18 protein-coding genes are annotated in these 22,963 nt (G+C 47.6%); 6 read left to right on the forward strand and 12 right to left on the reverse strand.

Annotation, left to right across the window (positions count from 1 at the left end):
- Positions 1-85: 85 nt before the first annotated feature.
- From xylA to GX419_00920, 3 genes are read right to left on the reverse strand one after another with little or no spacing between them, the layout of a single operon-like run.
- The gene (gene xylA, locus GX419_00910) at positions 86-1,414 is read right to left on the reverse strand and encodes a xylose isomerase (GenBank protein ID NLI23251.1); all 1,329 of its coding nucleotides are present in this window, start codon (positions 1,412-1,414) and stop codon (positions 86-88) included.
- Positions 1,415-1,437: 23 nt separating this feature from the next.
- Positions 1,438-2,922 carry a carbohydrate kinase gene (locus tag GX419_00915; GenBank protein NLI23252.1) on the reverse strand — a complete coding sequence of 495 codons (1,485 nt, stop codon included), beginning with the start codon at positions 2,920-2,922 and terminating at the stop codon, positions 1,438-1,440.
- 53 nt (positions 2,923-2,975) lie between these two features.
- Entirely contained in the window at positions 2,976-6,803 is a 3,828-nt protein-coding gene (locus tag GX419_00920) for a PAS domain-containing protein (protein ID NLI23253.1), read from the reverse strand.
- Between the two features lie 212 nt (positions 6,804-7,015).
- Here GX419_00920 and GX419_00925 point away from each other — a divergent pair, with 212 nt between their 5' ends.
- Positions 7,016-8,230: an N-acyl-D-glucosamine 2-epimerase gene (locus GX419_00925; GenBank protein ID NLI23254.1), complete on the forward strand. Its 1,215-nt coding sequence runs from the start codon at positions 7,016-7,018 to the stop codon at positions 8,228-8,230.
- Between the two features lie 29 nt (positions 8,231-8,259).
- Here the strand turns inward: GX419_00925 and GX419_00930 are convergent, their stop codons facing one another.
- Entirely contained in the window at positions 8,260-9,603 is a 1,344-nt protein-coding gene (locus tag GX419_00930) for an MFS transporter (GenBank protein NLI23255.1), read from the reverse strand.
- 55 nt (positions 9,604-9,658) lie between these two features.
- Between GX419_00930 and GX419_00935 the strand changes: the two genes are divergently transcribed.
- Complete coding sequence (locus GX419_00935; protein ID NLI23256.1) at positions 9,659-10,738, forward strand: S9 family peptidase; 1,080 nt, start codon at positions 9,659-9,661, stop codon at positions 10,736-10,738.
- Here the strand turns inward: GX419_00935 and GX419_00940 are convergent.
- Both GX419_00940 and GX419_00945 read right to left on the reverse strand, forming a co-directional pair.
- Positions 10,735-12,045 carry an MFS transporter gene (locus GX419_00940; protein NLI23257.1) on the reverse strand — a complete coding sequence of 437 codons (1,311 nt, stop codon included), beginning with the start codon at positions 12,043-12,045 and terminating at the stop codon, positions 10,735-10,737. The genes GX419_00935 and GX419_00940 overlap by 4 nt on opposite strands.
- Positions 12,046-12,055: 10 nt before the next feature.
- Positions 12,056-12,724, reverse strand: a complete 669-nt coding sequence (locus GX419_00945) for a bifunctional 4-hydroxy-2-oxoglutarate aldolase/2-dehydro-3-deoxy-phosphogluconate aldolase (protein ID NLI23258.1) — start codon at positions 12,722-12,724, stop codon at positions 12,056-12,058.
- A gap of 67 nt (positions 12,725-12,791) precedes the next feature.
- Between GX419_00945 and GX419_00950 the strand changes: the two genes are divergently transcribed.
- From GX419_00950 to GX419_00965, 4 genes are all read left to right on the forward strand, one after another.
- Positions 12,792-13,850: a LacI family transcriptional regulator gene (locus tag GX419_00950; GenBank protein NLI23259.1), complete on the forward strand. Its 1,059-nt coding sequence runs from the start codon at positions 12,792-12,794 to the stop codon at positions 13,848-13,850.
- A 12-nt stretch (positions 13,851-13,862) separates the two neighbouring features.
- Complete coding sequence (gene kduI, locus GX419_00955; protein NLI23260.1) at positions 13,863-14,705, forward strand: 5-dehydro-4-deoxy-D-glucuronate isomerase; 843 nt, start codon at positions 13,863-13,865, stop codon at positions 14,703-14,705.
- Positions 14,706-14,820: 115 nt separating this feature from the next.
- The gene (locus GX419_00960; protein NLI23261.1) at positions 14,821-15,621 is read left to right on the forward strand and encodes a gluconate 5-dehydrogenase; all 801 of its coding nucleotides are present in this window, start codon (positions 14,821-14,823) and stop codon (positions 15,619-15,621) included.
- A 114-nt stretch (positions 15,622-15,735) separates the two neighbouring features.
- Positions 15,736-16,953 carry a DUF4861 domain-containing protein gene (locus GX419_00965; GenBank protein NLI23262.1) on the forward strand — a complete coding sequence of 406 codons (1,218 nt, stop codon included), beginning with the start codon at positions 15,736-15,738 and terminating at the stop codon, positions 16,951-16,953.
- 25 nt (positions 16,954-16,978) lie between these two features.
- On the opposite strand, the gene GX419_00970 is transcribed toward GX419_00965, so the two are convergent.
- From GX419_00970 to GX419_00995, 6 genes are read right to left on the reverse strand one after another with little or no spacing between them, the layout of a single operon-like run.
- Positions 16,979-17,446, reverse strand: a complete 468-nt coding sequence (locus GX419_00970; protein ID NLI23263.1) for a pyridoxamine 5'-phosphate oxidase family protein — start codon at positions 17,444-17,446, stop codon at positions 16,979-16,981.
- 50 nt (positions 17,447-17,496) lie between these two features.
- Complete coding sequence (locus GX419_00975; GenBank protein ID NLI23264.1) at positions 17,497-19,323, reverse strand: (Fe-S)-binding protein; 1,827 nt, start codon at positions 19,321-19,323, stop codon at positions 17,497-17,499.
- Positions 19,324-19,325: 2 nt separating this feature from the next.
- A complete protein-coding gene (locus GX419_00980) occupies positions 19,326-19,649 on the reverse strand; it encodes a 4Fe-4S dicluster domain-containing protein (GenBank protein ID NLI23265.1) in 324 nt (107 codons plus the stop codon).
- The gene (locus tag GX419_00985) at positions 19,646-20,692 is read right to left on the reverse strand and encodes a CoB--CoM heterodisulfide reductase iron-sulfur subunit A family protein (protein NLI23266.1); all 1,047 of its coding nucleotides are present in this window, start codon (positions 20,690-20,692) and stop codon (positions 19,646-19,648) included. Before GX419_00985 ends, GX419_00980 begins: the two co-directional genes overlap by 4 nt.
- Positions 20,693-20,702: 10 nt before the next feature.
- Positions 20,703-21,770, reverse strand: a complete 1,068-nt coding sequence (locus GX419_00990) for a heterodisulfide reductase subunit B (GenBank protein ID NLI23267.1) — start codon at positions 21,768-21,770, stop codon at positions 20,703-20,705.
- Positions 21,767-22,477 carry a 4Fe-4S dicluster domain-containing protein gene (locus tag GX419_00995; GenBank protein NLI23268.1) on the reverse strand — a complete coding sequence of 237 codons (711 nt, stop codon included), beginning with the start codon at positions 22,475-22,477 and terminating at the stop codon, positions 21,767-21,769. The genes GX419_00990 and GX419_00995 overlap by 4 nt, the downstream gene beginning before the upstream one ends.
- Between the last annotated feature and the right edge of the window lie 486 nt (positions 22,478-22,963).

Here is a 22,963-nt window from a genome sequence, read left to right on the forward strand (position 1 = left end):
AAAAAGGGTTGACGTCACATGCCAACCCTTTGATAGGTAAGATTTCGTTGTAAATGAGGGAAAAAGTTTTCTGAAGTATCTCCTGCTAAATAAACTGGTTAATAATTGCCTCGTACAATTCCTGTTTTCCGCTTATCTGGGCTGGTTCAGAGGCATGAAGTGCCAGACTGCTCAATTCTTCGAGGGTTAGTTTTCCTTCTTCAAACAGTTTGCCTTTTCCGCTGTCGAAGGAGGCATACCGTTCTTTACGGAGTTTTCTGTAATCGGAGTGTTCCAGGATATTGTGGGCGATAAGGAAAGCACGGGCAAAGGCATCCATACCTGCTATATGAGCAATAAAAATGTCTTCCAGGTCAGTGGAATTTCTTCTTGTTTTGGCGTCGAAATTGATGCCGCCGGTGGTGAATCCTCCGGCTTCCTGTATGACCAGCATGGCTTCGGTGAGTTCATAAAGGTCAATCGGGAACTGGTCTGTATCCCATCCGTTCATATAGTCACCCCGGTTGGCGTCAATACTGCAGAACATTCCTGCATCGGCCGCTACCTGCAGTTCATGCTGGAAGGTATGGCCGGCCAGGGTGGCATGATTCACTTCGATGTTCAGTTTGAAGTCTTTGTCGAGGCCGTAATACCGGAGAAAAGAAATCACGGTAGATGCATCAAAATCGTACTGGTGTTTGGTGGGTTCCATGGGTTTTGGTTCGATCAGGAAGGTGCCCTTGAAGCCAGCTTTGCGGCCATAATCGCGGGCCATGGCAAGAAAACGTCCCAGGTGGTCAATTTCCCGTTTCATGTTGGTATTGAGCAATGACATATATCCTTCGCGGCCTCCCCAGAAAACGTACCCTCCTCCTCCAAGTTCAATGGTTGCACTGATGGCATTTTTTACCTGAAAGGCAGCAAAGGGCAGAACATTAAAATCGGGATTGGTGGCAGCCCCGTTCATATAGCGGGGGTGAGAGAAAAGGTTGGCCGTACCCCATAAAAGCTTTATTCCGGAAGCCTTTTGTTTTTCTTTGGCATACTCCACCATGGAAAAAACTCTTTTTTCTGATTCGGCCGGAGAGGGGGCCTCTTCCACAAGGTCATAATCGTGAAAGCACCAGAAAGGGATTCCTATTTTGGTCATAAACTCGAAAGCAGCATCCATTTTTTCTCTGGCGCGCACCATTGGGTCGGAAGCAGCATTCCATGGGAAATTCTTTGTGCCCGGGCCGAAAGGATCTCCTCCGGTTCCGCATAATGTATGCCAGTAAGCCATGGCAAAGCGGAGATGCTCTTTCAGCGTTTTCCCTCCAATTACCATGTTTTCGTCATAAAACTTAAAGGAGAGAGGATTTTTTGATTCTTTCCCTTCGTAATGAATTTTTCCTATTCCTTTAAAAAATTCTTTGTTTCCGATTAAGTAGTCCATGGGTTTATAATTTAATTGATCGTTTATCCTAAATAGTTATCCAATGCCTGTTTCCACTGTGTGTAGGCTTCTTCAAGAGCCGGGCGGATGCCGGTATCGGGTTCAATACTGCCTATTTTGTGCAGATGATTAAACGCTTCTGCAGAGTCTTTGTAAATTCCTGCACCTATGCCTGCTCCCCGCGCGGCCCCCTGGGAACCGTCGGTGTCGTAAAGTTCGATCCGAGCGTTTGTGAGGGTGGCCAGTGATTTTCTGAAAACAGGGCTAAGGAACATATTGGCATTTCCGGCCCGGATAACGGATGGGCTGATTCCAACCTGGTTCATGATTTCCATACCGTAAGCGAAAGAAAAAACGATTCCTTCATGGGCTGCGCGGATAAGGTGGGATGCGGTGTGGATATTGAAGTTCAGATGGACAAAGGCTGCCCCGGGGTCTTTGTTCTCCAGCATTCTTTCGGCGCCATTTCCGAAAGGAAGTACCAGCAAACCTTCAGATCCGGGAGGTATGGTTTCAGCCAGATCGTTCATTCGTTCATAGTTTAGTCCGTCGAGCACGTGTTTCCTGATCCAGGAATTCAGAATCCCGGTTCCGTTGATGCAGAGCAGTACTCCGAGCCGGTTGCGGCCCGGTGCATGGTTAACATGCGCAAAGGTATTGACCCGGCTTTTAGGGTCATAGGTAATTTCTTCGCTCACCCCGTAAACGACACCGGAGGTGCCTGCAGTAGCTGCAATTTCGCCGGGGTTTAATACATTCAATGAGAGGGCATTATTGGGCTGATCGCCTGCTCTGTAGGCAACAGCTGTTCCCGGCATCAGGCCAAGTTCTTGTGCGGCTTCCGGTATCAGCTGGCCCTGAATGGAAAACGTGGGAACAATTTCGGGAATAAGCGACTCGTCAATCTCGTAATACTGAAGAATGTCTTTGGAAATGCTGTTCTTCCTGAAATCCCATAAAATTCCTTCTGAAAGGCCGGAGGGTGTTGTCACCATCCTTCCGGTGAGGCGCCAGGCAATGTAATCCCCGGGCAGCATGATTTTGTGAATCTGGCGGTAAATGTCAGGTTCGTTTTCCCTGACCCAGCGCAGTTTTGATGCGGTAAAATTCCCGGGAGAGTTGAGCAGGTTTTCCAGGCAGACCGATGGCCCGATTTCCTTAAATGCTTTATCTCCGATTGAAACGGCACGGCTATCGCACCAGATAATTGACGGCCGGAGCACATTTCCTTTTGCATCGACAATCACCAGTCCGTGCATCTGATAGGAGATGCCGATTGCCTTAATTTCAGAAGCATTAATTCCGGCCCGGCCGATAACTTCGCGGGTGGCCAGTACCAGATTTTGCCACCAGAGGTCAGGATGTTGTTCGGCCCAGCCCGGGCGTATTGCTTTAATCTCCATTTCTGTTTTCGGAAAGAACACTCCGGCCAGGCACCTGCCTGTTTCAGCATCTACAATGCTTGCTTTAACCGACGAGCTTCCAATGTCGTAACCAAGTAACTTCATAAAAATTTCTAAAGAAATAATAGTGCATTTCTGGACGAAAATAGCAATAATTGCTATATATCCGCTTTGGGAAGAGTGAAAATAAACCGGCTTCCTTTCATAGGCTCGCTTTCCACACGGATGGTACCACCCTGGCGTTCTACAAATTCCTTGCAAACAATCAGACCAAGTCCGGTTCCTGTTTCGCCGGAAGTTCCAGGGGAGGTATGGAGTTCTTCGAGCTGGAACAGTTTGTTTTTCACCTGTTCTGTCATGCCGATTCCATTATCGGTTACACTGACTTCAATTTTTCCGTCCTTTTCGGAAGCGCTGACAGTCACCTTTCCCTTTTCGGGAGTGAACTTGATGGCATTGCTGATGAGGTTGCGCAGAATGGTGCTGAGCATATTCCTGTCGGCAATTACATGAAGATCCAGATTTTCCGTCAGCAGTTCAATCCTTTTCTTATGAGCTGTGGTTGAGAGAAACTCAAATGTTTCGTGGGTTACTTCTTCCAGATTGAGCCGTTCCGGTTCGAATCGGATACGGTTTGTTTGTGCGCGGGCCCATTGAAGGAGGTTCTCAAGAAGGTTATAGGCGGTTTCAGCCGAAAGGTTCATTAAGTCAATAATTTCAAGTTTTTCCCTTTCTTTCATCTGGCTGAAATTGCGCGACAACATGGTAGCAAAACCGCTGATGGCATGGAAAGGATTCTTCAGATCATGGGCAATCAGCGAGAAGAGCTTGTCTTTGGTGGCATTCAGTTTTTCCAGTTCCTTGTTTACCTGGGTAAGATGATCGGCCTGGGCCTGCAGTTCTTCGGCCTGCTGCCGCACTTCTTCCTGCCGTTCCTCAAGGAGAACATTAACTTCCTGCAAATGATGCGCCTGAGCAATAAGCTTCTCTTCTGAGAGTTTCTGCTGGGTAATATCGCGGCCAATTCCTACCAGACCAACAATTTCTCCTTTGGAGTTCTTTAAGGGCACCTTGGTTACGGATATCCAGGCGGGTTTGCCTTCTTCGTCGAGTCCTGGCTCAATCTGGTTGATGATCGGGGTACCGGTAAGCATCAATTGTTGTTCATCCTGATAAAACTTATTGGCCAAACGGGATGGATAGTAAATGAAATCGGTTTTACCGACCAGTTCCTCGGGTGTGCGGTTGCCCATGATCCTGGCCAGCTTTTTGTTGGCAACGATAAATCGGCTTTCACGGTCTTTAATGAAGATAAGATCGGGCATGTTGTCGATGAGTGTCCTGAGCTGGTTTCTTTCTTCGAAGAGGTCTTCTTCGGCCTTTCTGGCAATCTGGGCCTTTTCACGACGCAGAGCACTGATGCGGTTAATGAAAAGCCAGGTAATCAAGCCGGTAATGATGAGGATGATGACCAGTCTGAAAATCCATGTATTGTAAAAAGGAGGCAAAACATGAATCATCAAGGTGGCGCCGTGTTCCTCCGTCTCAGGAGCTCCGCTCAGAGCGATAGAAAGCTGATAGTCCCCCGGTTTCAGGTTGGTGAAGGTTGCCCTTCGGTTGGATGCTGAAGTCTGAATCCATTCATCACTCAGGCCCTTGAGCTGATACTGGTAAGTAATTTTGTTGGGGGAAACGTATTCCAGAGCGGCAAATTCAATCGTTACCATGAAATCGGAAGGAGAGAGGGTAATCTCACGATAACGGGAGGTGCCTGATTTTTCCGAAAGAAAATTTTCAGACTGCCGGACGCCTTTCCGGTTGAACACCTGCACGGAAGTGATAATTACCCTGGGATATTGTTGCTCAGCTGTTATGCTATCGGGGTAAAAATAGGTCAATCCTCCGGTTCCTCCGAAGTATAATTCTCCTGAGGCACTTTTGAAATAAGCACCGGGATAGAACGTGTTTTCCTGGAGTCCGTCATTTTTATCATAGACCCGTATGTCGCCCGTTTTGTCTATACGGGCAATGCCGTTAGCCGTGCTGACCCACAGGTTTCCCTGACGGTCGTCGAGTATTCCGTAAACCACATTGCTCGGAAGCCCGTTCTGAAGGGTGAATCGCACAAATTCGTCGTTCTCCTGATCGTATCGGTTAAGTCCTTCGCCTGTACCGACCCAGATGACTCCTTCGGCGTCTTCATAGATGGCGTAAACATCATTGCTGCTCAAACTGTGGGGATTGTTTTCGTCGTGTGTATAAATACGAATGGTTCCGGGAGTTTTTCTGATCCGTTCGGGTGAGTAAAGCAAAATCTTATTCAGTCCTCCACCTTTAGTCCCTACCCATAGTGTGTTTTTTGAATCGCATAATACTTTCATCACAGCATTTGAACTAATGGTAGATGAATCTTTGTCACGGTGAGGGAAATTGATAAACTTTCCGGTCGATGGGATGAAGAGATCGAGTCCTCCGCTACCAGGACCACCCCAGGTGCCAATCCAAATGCGTCCGTATTTATCGCCGGTAATGCTGTAAACGTAGTTGTTGCTCAATGAGGATGGATTATTGATTTCGCGCCGGAAAATCCTGAATTTTCCTGAGGTGAGATTCATCTGATTCAGACCTCCTCCGTCAGTTCCGATCCAGAGAATTTCGGGAGATGAGGGATTCTGCCAGAAGGAGGTAATGGCATTGCTCGAAAGTCCTTCAGCCGGAGAGGAATAGGCTTTAAACCGGACAAAAGCATTTGTCCGGAGGTTCAGCTTGTTCAAACCCGATTCCCTGGTTCCTATCCAGAGGTTTCCTTTTGCATCCTGCCACACAGATGTGACGATATTGCTGCTGAGTGAATTCGGATTTCCCGGTTCATTCCGGTACAATTTGAAAAATCGCTGCCGGATGTTATACTTATTGATACCTCCGATCTGGGTACCGATCCATACGGTGCCGTCGTGGCTCACAAAAGCGCTTGATATGGAATTATCAGAAAGACTGCTGATATTGCCGGGATCGTTTACCAGACGCTGAAATTTGTTTCGGCCCGGTTGCCAGATTGCCAGGCCTCCTCCCCGGGTACCGATCCATAATTCCCTGCTGGGTGTAAACACCAGAGTGGTAACCAGGTTGGAAGGCAGGCTTCCCGGATCGGCCGGATTAAAAAGAAACTGCCGGCAGGTATTCTTTTTCTGGTTCCATCGTATCAGTCCCTGGTCCCAGGTTGCTATCCACAAAACACTATCCGACTCATAGGCAATTGCCATAACGGCGCTGCTGATACGAAGGGATGGCAGATTGACCTGCGAATAGTTGCCGGAGGAGATGTTGAGACGGTAAAGCCCTCCATCTGTTCCGGCAAGAAGAGAATTACCATCCTGGCTTCGGTCGGTTTCAAGGCAATAAACAAAATTTTCAAGTGGGATGGTGTTGCCCTTTTTCGTGCTTATAAAGGAGGAAAACCGCAATGAATCGTTGTCAAGGCAATTGATTCCTCCTCCCCTCGTGCCGATCCAGATTCTTTTTTTTGCATCTTCATATATGCAGCGGATAGCGTCAGAACTTAAAGAACCCGGTTCATCCGGTGTATGAAATATGCGGGTAAATATTTCCTTGTCGGGGTGGTACAGGTTCAGGCCATGATCAGTGCCGACCCAGACTCTTCCCCGGGAATCAACAAAGATCGCCCGGATGGAATTGTTGCTGATGGATGTACTGTCGTGCGGGGATGGGCGGAATACAGTAAAGGTATATCCGTCATACCGGTTGAGGCCGTCCCATGTTCCGAACCACATGAAGCCTGTTGTATCCTGGGCAATGCTGGTAATGGTAGTCTGGGAAAGGCCATCTTCGGTGGATAACCTTGAAAAACGGGGAACAGCATATTGTCCATGGGCTTTGCTGATTGGCCATGAGAGCAGCAGGTATAAAACCAGAAGAACCGTATGGCGATAACGGTTCAGTTTATATGAAGCAACTGCTTTAGCCATTTAATAAACGTGCAGAGAATGACCGAAGATACAGTAAATTTTGGAGATACCCAAAAACAATCTGAAAATCTTTTCAGGAGGAATTAACGGGAATCCTGTCTATGGGATTGCAGTGAACTGGCAGGCAATAATATCACCCGGTTCATCTTCTTTTGCTCAGAACATGTATCTTTGTTTAAATAACCAGAAAAAACATGGATACGTTATCTGATATTCAGCGTTCCGAAATAAGGTATTTAAGAAAATTTGCCCTGCAGGAGTTTTCTGACGATATTCTTCCATTCTGGTATTCGATGATGCCCGACAGGAAGAACGGCGGCTTTTTCGGAAGGATTGACTTTCATAACGCTATTGATCATACGGCCGAAAAAGGACTGGTTCTCAACGCAAGAATACTATGGACCTTCTCTGCCGGTTATCGGTTGTGGCATGATGAGAGATGCCTTGAACTTGCTCAAAGGGCTTATGATTCGATCTGTTCACAATTCTTCGATGAAAAGTATGGAGGATATTATTGGGCAATTGATGCTGCCGGAAGGCCTGCGCAAACAAAAAAGCAGATTTATGCCCAGGCTTTTGTTATTTATGCCATGGCTGAATATTTTCTGATTACCGGCAGCCGGGAAGCGCTGGAACGGTCGTTAAATTTGTTTGAATTGATTGAAAAATATGCCTTTGATCAGCAGAACAATGGATATATTGAGGCTTTCAGCAGGGAATGGGGGGCTGTTGAAGATCTACGGCTGAGCAACCTTGATATGAACGAAAAAAAGACAATGAATACCCATCTGCACGTTCTGGAAGGATATGCCAACCTGTACAAAATCCATAAAGAAAAGGAGCTCGGTGAGCGGCTGAAAAATCTGATCGGGATATTTTTTGACCGTATCATTGATCCAACCGATCATCATTTCCGGCTTTTCTTTGATGAATTCTGGAACAGTAAATCGGAGACCATTTCCTATGGACATGATATTGAAGGCAGCTGGCTGGTTCAGGAAGCGGCAGAAGCATTGCAGGACGACTCCCTGATAAATCTTTCAAAGGATAATGCGGTGAGGATGGCGACAGCTGTTCTGCCCGGAATCAATTCGCTCGGCGGCTTGTGCCATGAAACTGAAAGGAAAGAACCTTTCAACAAAGGAGAAATGGAATGGTGGGCTCAGGCTGAGGGAGTAGTTGGTTTTCTGAACGCATGGGAAGTATCGGGCAATAATCAGTTTCTCCGGGCGGCAACCGGGCTTGCACGGTTTATAACCTCCTATTTTCTTGACCTGCATGGAGGAGAATGGTATTACCGGCTGAACCCTCAGGGAGAACCTATCAGTACTTATGATAAGGCCGGTTTCTGGAAATGCCCATACCACAACGGCAGAATGTGCTTTGAACTATACCGGCGGACTGAAAACCTGCTGCGTGAAAATTAATGCAAAACCCCATCCATTGTTCCGGCATCCTAAGCATTAGCTGGCTTTTTCCGGAGTTTTCTGATGACCTGAAAATGAATTTTTGGCAGGTAGAGGAGAAAAAGCATCAGCCCGGCCAGGGTGAGTCCGGCTCCGGCGAGAAGAGTGAAGGGAAGTCCGGCCTTTTGCGATAAGGTGCCTGCCAGGAGGCTTCCGAAGGGGCCGATACCCAGGAACGACATGGCATAAAAGCTCATTACCCTGCCCCGCATCCGGTCATCCGACATAGACTGAATGAGGGTGTTTCCACTGCCCATAGTCAGCATCATTCCCATTCCACCCAAAAATAAGGCGGTTGCATCCAGCCAAAGGTTGCGCGAGAGGGCCAGAACTACCAGATTGGCAAGAAAAAGGCCCATAGATACCGGCATATATTTCAGAAGGCTCAGGGTGTTTTTCCGTGAGGCGAGAAACAGGGCGCCTGTCAGGGCTCCTGCTCCCGTCATACCCATAAGGAATCCAAGCGTATGAGCTCCCCCATGCAAAATGTCACGAGCCAGGGCCGGAAGCATTACCGAATAGGATACGCCGACAAAATTAATTAATGCAATAATTAACAGAATGGTGCGGAACGGAAGCTGGCCAAATGTGTATCTGAATCCCTCAATCAGCTCGGCAAAAGGATGCGGCCGGCCGGATTTTTTTGGCAGTTCAGGAAGACGCATCGCTACAAGTGCAGCAATAACCGCCAGGTAGCTGATTCCGTTCAGCAAAAAACAATTGCCTTCCCCAACGAGGGCAATCACCACACCTCCAATGGCGGGGCCAATCAAACGGGCTGAATTGAACATGGCCGAATTCAGAGCAATGGCGTTCACCAGATCTTCCCTTTTTTCAATCATCTCTACAACAAATGACTGGCGGGTAGGTGCATCGAATGCGTTGACGGTTCCCAGGAAAAAACTCAGAACAAGAATTTGCCAGATGTCAATCTGGTTTGTGAAAATCAGCAGCCAGAGCAGAAGTGCCTGAATCATTGATAAAATCTGGGTGATAATCAGAATATTCCGCGAACTGTACCGGTCAATCAGAATGCCGGCCACAGGTGTAACCAGAAGAGCCGGAATCTGGGTACTGAACCCTACCAGTCCGAGAAGAAACACTGAATCGGTAAGCCGGTATACAAGCCAGCTTAAGGCAATCTGCTGCATCCAGGTACCAATGAGGGATATGCTTTGCCCTCCGAAAAACAATTTGTAGTTGCGTGATCGTAATGCTCTGAATGTTTGCCTGAACCAGGCAGAAAAAGATTTCCTGATGTACACAGGATAGATCTGATCCGGAATAAAACCGATCCGTTTGTTCCTGGGCATAATTGGCTGTAAAGATATCATTCCTTTGAAAATTGTGGGTAAATTTGTTTGTAGTATTTTTTCAAAAAGCATGGATATGAAAACCAGGCATATTGTAATTTCTTTTATTATATGGGTTGTGTTGTTCCATACAGCCAATGCCCAAACAAAAGAGCCAACTGAAAAAAGTATGCTGGAACAGCAGTTTGAGATGCTTGGTCACCAGCTGGATGTTTTGCAGAAGACGATGGATGATATTCTCTGGTACGACAGGGTTGGCGATGTTGCCTATATCGATAAGGTGTATATTACCGGACCTCCTCCGGCTCATGAGAAAAACCCGACAGCTGAGGGAGCCGGGAATCCGGTGAAATTCTGGTGTTACGTTTTTATTCCCAGGTCAGTTGATCCTGCAAAAAAATATCCGCTGATAGTACTTCCGCACGGAGGAGTACATGCTGATTTTACTACCTATCACACCCATATAATCCGGGAGTTGATGGCCCAGCAGTATATTGTGGTTGCTGCCGAATACAGGGGAAGTACGGGATATGGCGCGGATTTCTGGCGTAAAATTGATTACGGAGGCCTGGAAGTGGAAGATGTGGATGCAAGCCGGCAGTATATGATTGACAATTATTCAATTGTTGATAAAAACCGGGTGGGAATTGTTGGATGGAGTCATGGGGGGCTTATTGCGCTCATGAACATTTTCCGGTATCCTGAACATTATGCTGTTGCCTTCGCCGGGGTTCCTGTCAGCGACCTTGTGGCCAGAATGGGATACAAGGATGATGAATACAGGGCGCTTTTTTCAGCCGATTATCATATCGGTAAAACCGCAGGGGAGGATGTGCAGGAGTACCGACGCAGGTCACCTGTATGGAATGCTGAAAAGCTGAAAACTCCTTTGCTGATTCATACGAATACCAATGATGAAGATGTAAACGTTCTGGAGGTGGAAAACCTGATCAATGCCCTTAAAGCGTACAACAAGAAATTCGAATATGAGATTTTTCAGAATATCCCCGGCGGTCATTCATTCGATCGCATGGATACAAAAGAAGGAAGAGAAATAAGGTACAGGATTTATGTGTTTCTTGGACGTTATCTTCAGCCTCCCGTTCCGTTCAGATCGCAGACTGATATGGAAAAAGCGGCATACCGGTTCCGTTAAGACTCGTTATTATCCAGAACAACAGGCTCCATATTTTTAGCTATGAGGTTGAAGAGAATCCAGGCGATAAGATAGGCCGTTCCTGCAATAATAAACAGGGTGAGATATCCTGTCTGGATGCTACCCTGTTTTTCCCAGAATTCCAGTATGTTTCCTGCCAATATTGCGACAAGCATTCCGCCAACTGCACCGGCCATGCCTCCGATTCCCGTTACTGAGGCCACGGCATTCCTGGGAAACATGTCTGAGACGGTAGTGAAAATGTTGGCCGACCAGGCCTGATGACACGCCGCGGCAAGAGAAATGAGTACAATGGCGCTCCACAACGTGATGCCCCTGGTTTGAGTGAAAACAATAGGGATAACGAGAAGGGCAAATAACAGCATGGCCCGGCGACGGCTTTTGTAAACCGCTACACCTCTGGAGATCATGAACGAAGAGAGCCACCCTCCGAAAATGCTTCCAACGGTAGTTGCTGTATAGATAACCACAAGGGGAAGCCCGAAAGATTTAATGTTTAGCCCCCGGACATCATGCAGCCAGCCGGGAATCCAGAAAAGATAAAACCACCAGATAGGATCAGTAAGGAATTTTCCTACAACAAAAGCCCATGTTTGCCGGTATTTCAGCAAAGTGAGCCAGGGAATGCTGGTTTTATCCTCCGATTCCTGGTCTGATTTGATATAGGCAAGTTCTGCCGACGAAAGCCGCTTTTGTTTTTCAGGAACCTCATAAAAAATAAACCAGAAAATCAGCCAGATAAATCCAATGGCACCGGTGGCTATAAATGCCATTTGCCAGCCCCATTTGGAGGCAAGCCATGGTACCACAATCGGAGCTATAACGGCGCCTATGTTGGTTCCGCTGTTAAAAATTCCTGTGGCCAGGGCACGTTCCTTTTTAGGAAACCATTCGGCTACCGTTTTTATGGCAGCAGGGAAGTTGCCTGCTTCGCTGATTCCCAGAAAGGCGCGGGCTGCACCAAATCCGACAGGACCCTTTGCCAGGGCGTGTGCCATGGCAGCAATACTCCAAAAAATCAGTGAAAGTGCATATCCGATTTTTGTTCCGATTTTATCAATTACCCGTCCGGCCAGTATCATCCCAGCCGCGTAAGCCATCTGAAAGGCCGTGACGATGTATCCGTATTCTGCTTCCCCGATTCCAAGGTCGGTCTTGAGCAGGGGTTTTAAGATCCCTATGACCTGACGGTCGAGATAGTTTACCGTAGTGGCAAAAAAAATGAGGGCACAAATTGTCCAGCGGTAATTTCCGATGCGCTCCTGAAGGGATCCATTGGAATTCATGGGAAGTCTATTATTTGTATTTTTTAACTATTTCAACAGTACGGATTATCTTTTCTTTTAATGTTGGCCAGTCCTTTTTTTCAATAATTTCTTTTGTAAAAAGCTGCGTGCCGAGGCCAATGCAAACCGCTCCGCTCTGAAACCAGGCTTTAATGTTTTCTTCGGTTGGTTCAACTCCGCTGGTGGGCATAAGGCTGACCCATGGCATGGGGCCTCTGACGGCGGCAATGAATTTTGGTCCGCCTACAGCCCCTCCGGGGAAAACTTTAATAATCTCAGCGCCCAGCTCTTCGGCTTTCGAAATTTCGGTCACCGACCCTGTGCCGGGAATCCAGGCCACTTTTCTCCGGTTGCATGCCCTGGCCGTGTCTTCGTCGAGCAATGGCGACACAATGAAGTTGGAACCCAACTGCATATACAAAACGGCTGTCTGGGCATCGATCACTGAACCGGTACCAAGAATCATGCCCGGTAATTCCTTTACAGCAAACCGGTGGAGATCGGAAAAGAGTTCATGGGCATGGCTTCCGCGGTTGGTGAATTCAAATATGCGCAAACCTGCATCGTAGCAGGTTTTTATAACGGCTTTGCAGGTGCCGGCATCAGGATGGTAGAAAATCGGGATAACACCAGCCTCCAGCATTTTTTGATACACCTGAATACGGGGAAAATCGGTCATAATTTTTGTATTGAACAATCGATTGCACAAAATTAGAAAAAAAACTAACTTTGGCAAGGGTTAATCAATGAAAAAAAGGGTTACTATACACGATATAGCCCGGAAGCTGAATACGACTGCTTCGACCGTTTCGCGTGCTCTTCAGAATCATCCGCGGATAAGCCAGGAAATGCGCCGTAAGGTTCAGCAGACAGCCAGGGAAATGAATTATCGTCCGGATGAGATGGCAGTCAACCTGCGCAAAGGCCAGCGCAACATTCTGGGCGTTATTGTTCCCCAGGTTGACCGCCATTTCTTTGCCCGCGTAATCAGGGGCATTGAGGAAGAGGCTGGGACGCAGGGTTATCACATCCTGATAGGGCAGTCGTATGAGAAGGTTGAACGGGAAGTGCACCTTACCGAAAAAATGGGGAAGGGAGTAGTGGAGGGCCTTCTGATTTCGGTTTCGTTGCAGACAAGAGACTACCAGCATATACAAAGGCTGATTGAGCAGGAAGTGCCTCTGGTTTTTTTTGACCGAGTACCTGAGGAAGTGCATGCCGACTCGGTAGTGATTGATGATTTTGAGGCGGCGTTTCAGGTCACCGAACATCTTATCCGCTCCGGTTGCCGCAATTTGGCTCATTTCGCCGGCCCGAACCATATCAATATCTACCGGGAGCGATCAAACGGTTTTCTGGCCGCCATGAACCAATACCGGCTGAAAATCAATACAGATTGGATGCTGGACAATGTTCTGACAAAGGAAACCGGGTACAGGGCAATGAAATTTCTCTGGAGCCAGAGGATAAAGCCGGATGCCATTGTTTCATCAGGTGATTATTCTGCCCTGGGTGCCCTGCTGTGGTGCAAGGAGTATGGTGTTGAAGTTCCAGGCCGGATGTGTATAACCGGTTTTGCCAATGAGCCTTTTACCTCCCTTATTACACCGGGTATGACTTCTGTTGAGCAGCACGGATTCGAGATGGGGAAAAAAGCTGCTTCCCTGCTTCTGGAGAGGGTACAGGGAAAATATTCCGGACAGGATGTTCGTAAAATAGTCATTCCTTCCGAACTGCATATCAGGGAGTCATCAAGCCGCATGGTGTGCAAGGCAAATAAGAAGCAAACAAAACCTCATCAATAAAATCGTCAGGTTATGAATATTGAATACGAAATCCGTTATGCCGTTCATCCGGCTGATTTCAAAGGGTATGATACAGAGCGCCTTCGGAAGGAATTTCTTGTTCCGGGCCTTTTTGTGCGCGACAAAATCAAAATGGTCTATTCGATGTACGACCGGTTTATCATCGGCGGGGTTCTGCCGGTTTCCTCCCCTTTGCTGCTCGAGCCGGTTGATGCGCTGAAAGCTCCTTTTTTTCTTAGCCGAAGGGAAATCGGAATCATCAATGTCGGGGAAGAGGGTGTTGTTAAAACCGACGGTAAGGAATATGCGCTTGGATTCAAGGAAGCCTTGTACCTGGGAGCAGGCGCAAGGAATGTGGTTTTTGAAAGCCGGCATTCCTCGCGGCCGGCCCGATTCTATTTCAATTCCGCACCAGCGCATACTTCGTATCCCGACAAGCTGATAACACGGGCTGATGCCGAAGTTGCCGAACTCGGTGCACCGGAAACTTCCAATTTCAGGCGGTTAAATAAGCTCATAGTGAACAGTATAGTAAAAACCTGTCAGTTGCAGATGGGATTGACGGAACTTCAGCCGGGCAGTGTATGGAATACCATGCCTCCGCATACCCATGCACGGCGTATGGAAGCCTATTTTTACTTTGAAGTACCCGGGGGCCAGGCGGTTTGTCATTTCATGGGCGAGCCCACGGAAACCCGTCACATCTGGATGGCCAATGAAGAAGCTGTGCTTTCTCCGCAATGGTCGATTCATTCGGCCGCGGGCACCGGCAATTATTCGTTCATATGGGGTATGGCCGGAGAAAATCTTGACTACGGTGATATGGATACAGTAACTCCCGACCGGTTGCGTTAGTGAAACCTTAAAAACATACGGTGATGAAACCCACATGTTTTGCCAACATAAGCACCTATAAAAATTTTTCAAACATCTGGGTTGTGTCATACCACTTAAAATCAATTTTGTTATGATGAATTACATGGAATTGTTTTCACTGAAAGGAAAAACAGCCCTGGTTACTGGCGGAACCCACGGACTGGGCATGGCTATTGGAAAGGCTCTGGCAGGTGCCGGTGCAAGGCTCGTAATCAATGATCTGAGCCGTGAGAAGCTTGATCACGCTGTTAAGCAGTATGCTGCCGAAGGAGTGGATGTGCTCTCCTATGTTGCCGACGTTACACGGGAACAATCGGTAATGGATATGCTTGATTCCATTGAAAGGGATCATGGACCTGTTGATATTCTGGTGAACAACGCCGGGATTATTAAGAGAATTCCGGCACTGGAAATGTCTGTGGAAGATTACGAACAGGTTCTGAAAGTGGACCTGACGGGGCCGTTTATTGTGTCAAAACAGGTTGCCAAACGAATGGTTGCAAGGAATTCAGGCGGTAAAATTATCAATATGTGTTCCATGATGAGTGAAATGGGTCGCAGTACGGTCAGCGCCTATGCCGCAGCCAAGGGTGGGCTGAAAATGCTGACCAAAAATCTTGCAACCGAATGGGCAAAGTACAATATCCAGGTAAACGGAATCGGTCCGGGTTATTTTGCAACCGAACAAACTGCTCCTATACGGGTGAACGGACATCCTTTCAATGAGTTCATTATTCACCGTACTCCGGCAGGTAGGTGGGGCGTGCCGGACGATCTGGCTGGGGCGGCTATTTTTCTCGCTTCACCGGCTTCTGATTTCATTACCGGGCAGGTCATTTATGTTGACGGAGGCATCCTGGCTACCATCGGAAAAGCCTATTCGGAATCGTATTAGGCGACTATTAAATGGCCGGATGCATCGAAAATATTTATGTTGCTCAGGGAAAACTCAGCCAATAATGTGAAACGAAAATCAAATATGCGTGCATTAACTATAAAACCCAATGAAATGAAATATCTGGTTATTCTTTTACTCGTTCTTCTGAGTGCATGCAAACCCAAAGAACGGACAATTGAAGTGGTAAATACTCTGCCCGTTAACCGGACGGATGAGCCTGTCATCATTCAGCGTCAGACGCTTGAACGCTGGTTTCATGCTTCACTGAAAGGAGAACAGATTCTGGTTCTTCAGGGTAAGGATACAATCCCCTCACAATGTGACGATACCGATGGTGATGGTGCATGGGATGAATGCCTTTTTTTCGGTAATGTTCCTGCTTCCAGTACGTCGGAATACAGGTTGATGCCGGTAAGGGAACTTCCCCTTTTCCGCCCGAGAACCAATGTGCGGATGGCGAAGATTATTGAAATGTTCAAGAAATATGAGGAGCTGAACGAGGCGGAACGCATAAAAGGTACTGATACCAAAGTTACTTCCACCGTTTACCAGCTCGAGGGTCCCGGCTGGGAAAACGACAGGGTTGCTTTCCGGAACTACCTGGATGAGCGCAACGGAATGGATATTTTTGGCAAGGTGGTTGACAGTATGGTTCTTGATTTTATCGGAAGGGGCGATGATTATCATTCCATGGGACCCTGGGGGATGGACATACTGAAAGTGGGAAATTCACTTGGTGCAGGGGCAATTGCTCTTTTGCATGCTGATACTCTGGTCCGCGGAGGGATTCCTTCCAGGGGCAAATACCGTTTGATAACGGAAGGCCCGTTGCGTTCGCGCTTTGTTTTATCATGCGAAGACTGGAAGGTAGGTGAAGCGAAGTATGATTTGTACCATACCATTACAATCTGGGGCGGAACCTACAGCTATGAAAGCACAGTAAAGCTGAAAAATTCGGGAAGAGACACTCTGGTCGCCGGGATTGTAAAACTGCACAGCGATACTCTTTATGTGATGCAGGATAATCCGAAGTATATTATCCTGGCAACCTATGACAAACAGGCATTTAACGGGGAATATCTGGGCCTCGGTTTGATCGTTCCGCGCGATGCCTATCTCGGATGGAACAGGGCGCCAGAAGCAGGCCATGATGTTGTTTCAACCTATTATGCAAAGATCCTGGCAGAAAACAACCGACCTGTGACCTTTCGTTTCTATGCGTGCTGGGAAGTGTCTGATAAACGTTTTGCCTCGCGGGAAGGATTTATTGATTATATGAAGGAAGAAGCTGGCAAAATGGCTTTTCCCCTGCAAGCTGAATTAAAATAGCTGTCGTTACTGTTTTTCCGGTTATTTAAAGAAATATGCCGGACTGTTTTCCGGAAACTGTTTCTATTTTCACTACCAGAATTACCATCCGGTCAAGATTCTTTTCGTCGTAACTATATGGCTGCGGTGCACCATATTTTGCCATAATCAGGTCAAGGCCTTTTTTCTTCATCGGAAGATCCTGTTCGATTCGTATGGTGCCGGTTCCCATTACTGACCGGTATTTTGTGGTCCATCCGCATGGTTTATCAGCAGGAATGATTTCAGAAACATCTTCGATTTCAAAGCTGACTTTCGGATTTTTTTCTATCAGCTCAATCTTTTTCCCTGTTCGGGCGGAGTGGATGTAAAGGTAACCATCGGAGTGCGCGTAATTAACAGGAACGATGTAGGCGTATTCCCCGTCGACAAATCCGAGCCGGCAGACGGGGGAAGAATTGAGAATGTATTCGATTAAGGAATTGTCAGTGATCATTTTATCCTTACGCCGCATGAAGTAAATTTTCCTGCAAGATAGAATTTCTCCCGAAAATGTCCTTGCCGTCAGAATAAAAATTCCTCGGCCGGAATCATAAGGTTTTCAGATAGTCTGGAATTGTCATTATCTCTGAACAAGGCCGATTTAACTACTTCGGCAATGTCGCGTACCGGTCGGTCGGAACTTTGTGCAAAGGTTTTCTTGCAGAGGGGACAGGATGTAACAATGGTATCGGGATTGTTGATGGTAAGGTTTTCCAGGCTGTATTTCGTAATTTCGCGGCGTTTTTTCTGTCCGAGGACTGTATTTCCCAGGCTTCCGCCGCAGCAGATGCTTTTTTCCTTTTCTGAGGCGGTAGGGGTAAGAATGCCTGCGTGCTTCAATACCTGACGGGGTTCTTCGTATATTCCGCTTCCTCGGCCCAGTTCGCAGGGATCGTGGTAGGCGAGCGAAATGTTCCGGCTCCGCAGGCGGATTCGTCCCTGCATCAGCAGACGGTACAGGTATTGGGTATGGTGCATAACCGTTATCGGCAGGTGGTATTCTTCCCGGAACACTTTGTAGCAAATGGGGCAGGAAGTAACCAGGATGCGGGCTCCGGAGGAAAGTATTTTGTCCCTGTTTATTTCCATAAGTTGCTTCGCTTCGGCAATGCGGCCGGCTAATGCAAGGGGCCTGCCGCAGCAGATACTTTCTTCCTTGTCGAGGAAGAAATAATCCTCTCCGGCCTGCTGCATAATGGCTTCCATTGACTGTGTGACGGCGGGCGTGAGCTGACCCATACAGCCGGCAAAATAAATCACTTCGTGGTGCGGTGTGGGTTTTGCGGCGATATTCCGTTGCGGGTTTACGGGAAAATGCTCTTCCGTGCGGGCAATTGCACGAAGGTCAGTTGTGATAATCCCTACAGGACATGCAATGTTGCACCGGCCGCACATCAGACAGTTATCAAGTACATCTTCGTCGGGGGTATGATAACGGATATTCCGGATCATATAAACGCTCTGGATGTTCTGTATTCCGGCAGCTGCCGACATAGGACACGGATCGATGCAGATGCCGCAACGGGAGCAGGAATACACTTCGATTTCGGAAAAGGATGAATAGGCATTTCGGGTGCGGATTCCGTAGTTCCTTAAAAAGATCAGAACAACTTCGGTGGGAATATGCATATACCGGCTGAAAGGCAGAGCAACAAAAAACAACCCAAGGGCAAGAGAATAAGCCCACCATGCGGGATATTCGAACGATTGCAGTGGGATCAGTCCGCTCAGGAAATTCCCCAGAGACCCTGTGATAACACCCCCTGTCTGGTAAATTCCGGATGTAACGCTTTCGGCAAGCAGCCGGAAAGGGAAAATGCACCAGAGGGAGTATAGTGCCAGACGGTCGTACCAGAGCAAACGGGTTGTTTTTTTCATCCCGAGGGCGCGGGAACGAATTCTTTTAAACAGGGCGAGCGCTACTCCGCTGAGAATGAACAGCAACAAAAAATCCATGATGAATTCGAAAGCCTTTTCTCCCGGAAATCCGGCTGCCTCAGGCTCGAAAAAGCGGAAAAAAATCGGATAATATGGAGGGTGAATGGCCGCTGGCCTGTAAATCATTGCTTCCACATTGCCGGCAACGATCAGAAGAAACCATCCGAAGGCGAGGCTCATATGCATATACCCGAGCAGGGGATTGGTACGGAAGATCTTTCTGTGGAGCAGGCTTTCCAGAATAACTTCCTTAACTGACCGGATGGTTTTACCCGAAAAGATACCTCTTTTTAACAGGATCCGGTCAACACGGCTGAGGTGATAAAGCCATACGGCGGTTTTGTAAAAGAACCAGACCAGAAGAAAAGCAAGTCCGGCAGTAAACGGTATAACAAACAGATCGAAACCCATAATCAGTTGATTAACATGGTACGAAGAAGGTCAAGGATATGCCGTGTATTAACACCCCGGGGGCAAACAAGGGTGCATTTGCCGCAATACATGCATTTGGTCAGTTCAGAGCGGACCGATTCGGTTTCACCGCGCCGGACCATAAGCAGAATATGGCGGAAGCTGATTGGTTCAAACTGGCCTGCGGTGCAGGTTCCTCCGCAGGAACCGCACGCCATGCATATCCGCGACGTTGGTTCTTTTTCCTCCAGCCATTGTGCCAGGGACCTGTTGTTGTGGTCCAGGTTGATGGTGTGATCGGGATGTAAAGCAAATTGCCAGTTCATTTTACTGCATGTTGGGTTTGATGATTAAACCAGGCGGCAATTTCAAGGGCTGCTGCCCGTGCATCGCTTATTGATTCAGAAATGCTGCGGGGGCCTGATGAAGCCCCGGTGACGAATACCCCCGGCACAGGGGTGAGGTTACGCCGCAGATGCTCGTCGGATGGCTTTATGAAACGGTCATTCCCCAGAGGCAGGTTCAGCATGGCTGCCATTCGTTTTGTCCCTTCGGAGGGAACAAAACCGGTAAGCAGGACGAGCAGATCAACGGCCATGCGCAGAGGACGTCCGGCCAGGGTGTCTTCCAGCTTGACAATAATCCGATGGTCTATATCTTCGGCCGCTTCTGAAAGACGTCCGCGGATAAACTGTACGCCCCACTTTTCCTGGGCCTCGCGGTAGAGATCTTCAAAATACCGGCCGAACATCCGGAGATCCATGTAAAAACAAAACACTTCGCAGCCGGGAAGGCTTTCCTTGACACGCATAGCCTGTTTTACGGCCGTTACACAGCAGACCTTGGAGCAATATTCGTTTCCGACTTTTTCATCCCGGGAACCGACACAATGGACAAAACCAACACGCGCAGGTTTTTTTCCGGCAGCTGTGCGGATGGGAATTTTGTTCTGAAAACGTTCTTCCAGTTCTGCGGCCGTAATTACATTATCGTAAATACCGTAGCCGTATTCTTCCTTCTTATGTGCATCAAAGAGGTCAAAACCAGTGGCAACCAGAAGGGCATCGGCGGTCAGGATTTCTCCGTCAGACAGGGCTACCTCGAAGTGCCCGTTTTGTTTGACAATATTTTTTACTTCTGTCTGAAGTTTTATGTTCGCTTTTTCTTCAACAGCCGGGCATAGTTCATTGGTTATTTCATATGCCGGACGATGGTCAGGGAACAGAAAATCCCATTTAAGAACATGACCGCCCAGCTGGTCTTGTTTTTCGACCAGCGTAACTTCGTAGCCCATATCGCACAGATGAATGGCTGATTCCATTCCGGCCACTCCTCCTCCTATTACAACGATGTGTTTTCGGGTATGCATAAGAAGTATGTCAGCATTTAAGTGTTTCCGGCAATTCAGGGCTTCCGATGAACTTTCCGCCCGGCCCTGCATATTTCATGGCCGGATCGTAGGGGATACCCATTTTGTCGAGCAATGGCTCCACGGCAACCTGATGAAACTGCAGGCCAAGATCCCATGGGTCATAGCCTAAAACGAGCCCGGCCACTTCTTCAAACGTAAAAACAGGTATTCCGTAACCATTTTCTCCGTAAGTAATACCTTCCAGTTCCGCAATGGCATACTGGCCTCGGTCAAGAAACAAAGGGCAACCTGGGCAGTTGGTAATGATCATATCAGGCTTGTAAGGGGCCATGGAATCGAATTTCTTTTTGGTGTTGGAAAAAGTGTACCCCCTGTTAGCCTGAATGAGATACTGCCTGAATCCGAATCCGCAGCAATGGCGGCGTTCGGGGTAGTCCACCACTTCACCGCCCCAGGATTCTATCATACCCACCAGAACATAGGGGTATTCGGCGCCTCCAACGCCTTTATGCGGGAACATTTTGGCATAGTGGCAGCCAATATGTTCCACAACACGGAGAGGTTTGCCGGTTTTCCGGTTTATCAGCGGATATACAGCCTGGGCAGCGATCTGATCGCGGAATTTGTATATAATATCGCTGGCATGAGCCACATTGGCAGGCTTTTTGAATTCCCTGCGGGTGGCTTTCCATAACATCTCCCTCGTTTTTTCTTCGGTTTCCGGAAAATGATGCCAGGTTTCAAGTACTTCGGAATACACCCCAAACGATGTTACGCATGATACTGCCAGGTTCTCGTAACCGGTTTCCGTCATAAGGGCAAACTGACGGGCCACAACCGTCATGGTGGTTTCCAGGGGAACTATATCGGAATGATAGGCAATGCCCGTACAGGTAGTGTGAATCGGTTCCTCATAAAGGTCTTTTCCCAGCCGATTTTTCATGATTTCAATGAACGCCTTTTCCGCTCCGGGAAAAAAGGTTTGCCGCACACAGGAACGTACATAAAAATAATGGTCGTCGGCAATGGCTTTCTGGTAATCTTTCCACAGGGCTCTTTTCCCTTCAATTTTCATGATCGGTAGTGTTTGTTGTTGTTGGTATTGTATACATGCAGGAAATACTCACTGGTACGGCCTTCTCCTATGTCCATTTTCAATTCTGCCGCCTTCTTTGCCGAGAGTTTTTCTACTTTTTCGAAGCGTTCTGTTGCACCGGTAACATCGAAGATGCGCTTGATTTCGTTCAGGGTTTCTTCGGGAATTTTTCGAAGGGCACCTGGTCCGTCTCCCTGATAATTGGCCCCTATCCGTTTATAAACTTCATTCCAGTTTTTTTGTATCCAGTCCCATACAGGCCCTTGTTCGGGATGAAGATCGGTTCCAACTCCTTCAAGATAAAGGCAATAGCCATAGTTCACCGACCAGTCGCCAACGGTTCTCTTAATAGCCAGTTGTTGACGGCCTTTTTCTGATTCAATGAAATACCCCAGGTCCTGCGATAATCCGCGAAGGGCAGCAATGATGAGCCCGGGAGTATTGCCGCGCGGACAGCGTGTTTTGCACGACATGCATTCACCGCAATACCAGATGGTGTCGCTTTTCAGAAGCTCTTCCAGCTCCTGTTCATCTTTGCGCTGAACCATCATGGCTATTTTGCGGGGGTCGTAATTGTAAAAAGCTGCAGCGGGACAAATGGCTGTGCAGGTACCGCAATTGATGCAGGCTTTGAGTCCTTCGACAAAACGTACATCCTTTTGCAGTCTCTCATAAAGATTTTCCATGATCAATATGGAATGTTTCTAAATAATCAGAGCTTCTAATTTGGCTGATGAAGCATGTTTGATGAAAAAATGCCTAAATAAATTCCAAACAAATGTAGGGCAGGTTGGTGTTCCTGTCAATTAAGGGAAAGGCGTAAAATGGGGTAGTAAAAAGACGATACGTATAAATACGTAGTTTTTATATAAATGATATACAATAATTGTGGCAATGGGTAGTTAAGCAGAAGCAAAAAACATAGAATATACAATTAGGAGTTCCAGAGTTCCAGAGTTCCAGTGTTCCAGAGTTCCAGTGTTCCAGCGTAGAGCGTAGAGCGTAAAGCCAATTGTGAATGGCGAACGGCAAATAGCGAAAAGGCAACAGCGTAAAGTAAAAGAAATCACCAGAGAATCAGAATTCCACGAGCTTATGCTTCAACGCGTAAATGACGAGGTTGGCCGTGTTTTTTGAACCAGTCTTTTCCAGCAGATTGGACCGGTGTTTAT

The sequence above is a fragment of the Bacteroidales bacterium genome, from assembly GCA_012517825.1.
GTDB lineage: Bacteria > Bacteroidota > Bacteroidia > Bacteroidales > JAAYUG01 > JAAYUG01.

Excerpts from the sequence above, each read along its gene's own strand:
- xylA (NLI23251.1), bottom strand. The coding sequence starts at position 1,414 with ATGGACTACTTAATCGGAAACAAAGAATTTTTTAAAGGAATAGGAAAA.
- GX419_00915 (NLI23252.1), bottom strand. The coding sequence starts at position 2,922 with ATGAAGTTACTTGGTTACGACATTGGAAGCTCGTCGGTTAAAGCAAGC.
- GX419_00920 (NLI23253.1), bottom strand. The coding sequence starts at position 6,803 with ATGGCTAAAGCAGTTGCTTCATATAAACTGAACCGTTATCGCCATACG.
- GX419_00930 (NLI23255.1), bottom strand. The coding sequence starts at position 9,603 with ATGATATCTTTACAGCCAATTATGCCCAGGAACAAACGGATCGGTTTT.
- GX419_00935 (NLI23256.1), top strand. The coding sequence starts at position 9,659 with ATGAAAACCAGGCATATTGTAATTTCTTTTATTATATGGGTTGTGTTG.
- GX419_00940 (NLI23257.1), bottom strand. The coding sequence starts at position 12,045 with ATGAATTCCAATGGATCCCTTCAGGAGCGCATCGGAAATTACCGCTGG.
- GX419_00945 (NLI23258.1), bottom strand. The coding sequence starts at position 12,724 with ATGACCGATTTTCCCCGTATTCAGGTGTATCAAAAAATGCTGGAGGCT.
- GX419_00950 (NLI23259.1), top strand. The coding sequence starts at position 12,792 with ATGAAAAAAAGGGTTACTATACACGATATAGCCCGGAAGCTGAATACG.
- kduI (NLI23260.1), top strand. The coding sequence starts at position 13,863 with ATGAATATTGAATACGAAATCCGTTATGCCGTTCATCCGGCTGATTTC.
- GX419_00960 (NLI23261.1), top strand. The coding sequence starts at position 14,821 with ATGAATTACATGGAATTGTTTTCACTGAAAGGAAAAACAGCCCTGGTT.
- GX419_00965 (NLI23262.1), top strand. The coding sequence starts at position 15,736 with ATGAAATATCTGGTTATTCTTTTACTCGTTCTTCTGAGTGCATGCAAA.
- GX419_00970 (NLI23263.1), bottom strand. The coding sequence starts at position 17,446 with ATGCGGCGTAAGGATAAAATGATCACTGACAATTCCTTAATCGAATAC.
- GX419_00975 (NLI23264.1), bottom strand. The coding sequence starts at position 19,323 with ATGGGTTTCGATCTGTTTGTTATACCGTTTACTGCCGGACTTGCTTTT.
- GX419_00980 (NLI23265.1), bottom strand. The coding sequence starts at position 19,649 with ATGAACTGGCAATTTGCTTTACATCCCGATCACACCATCAACCTGGAC.
- GX419_00985 (NLI23266.1), bottom strand. The coding sequence starts at position 20,692 with ATGCATACCCGAAAACACATCGTTGTAATAGGAGGAGGAGTGGCCGGA.
- GX419_00990 (NLI23267.1), bottom strand. The coding sequence starts at position 21,770 with ATGAAAATTGAAGGGAAAAGAGCCCTGTGGAAAGATTACCAGAAAGCC.
- GX419_00995 (NLI23268.1), bottom strand. The coding sequence starts at position 22,477 with ATGGAAAATCTTTATGAGAGACTGCAAAAGGATGTACGTTTTGTCGAA.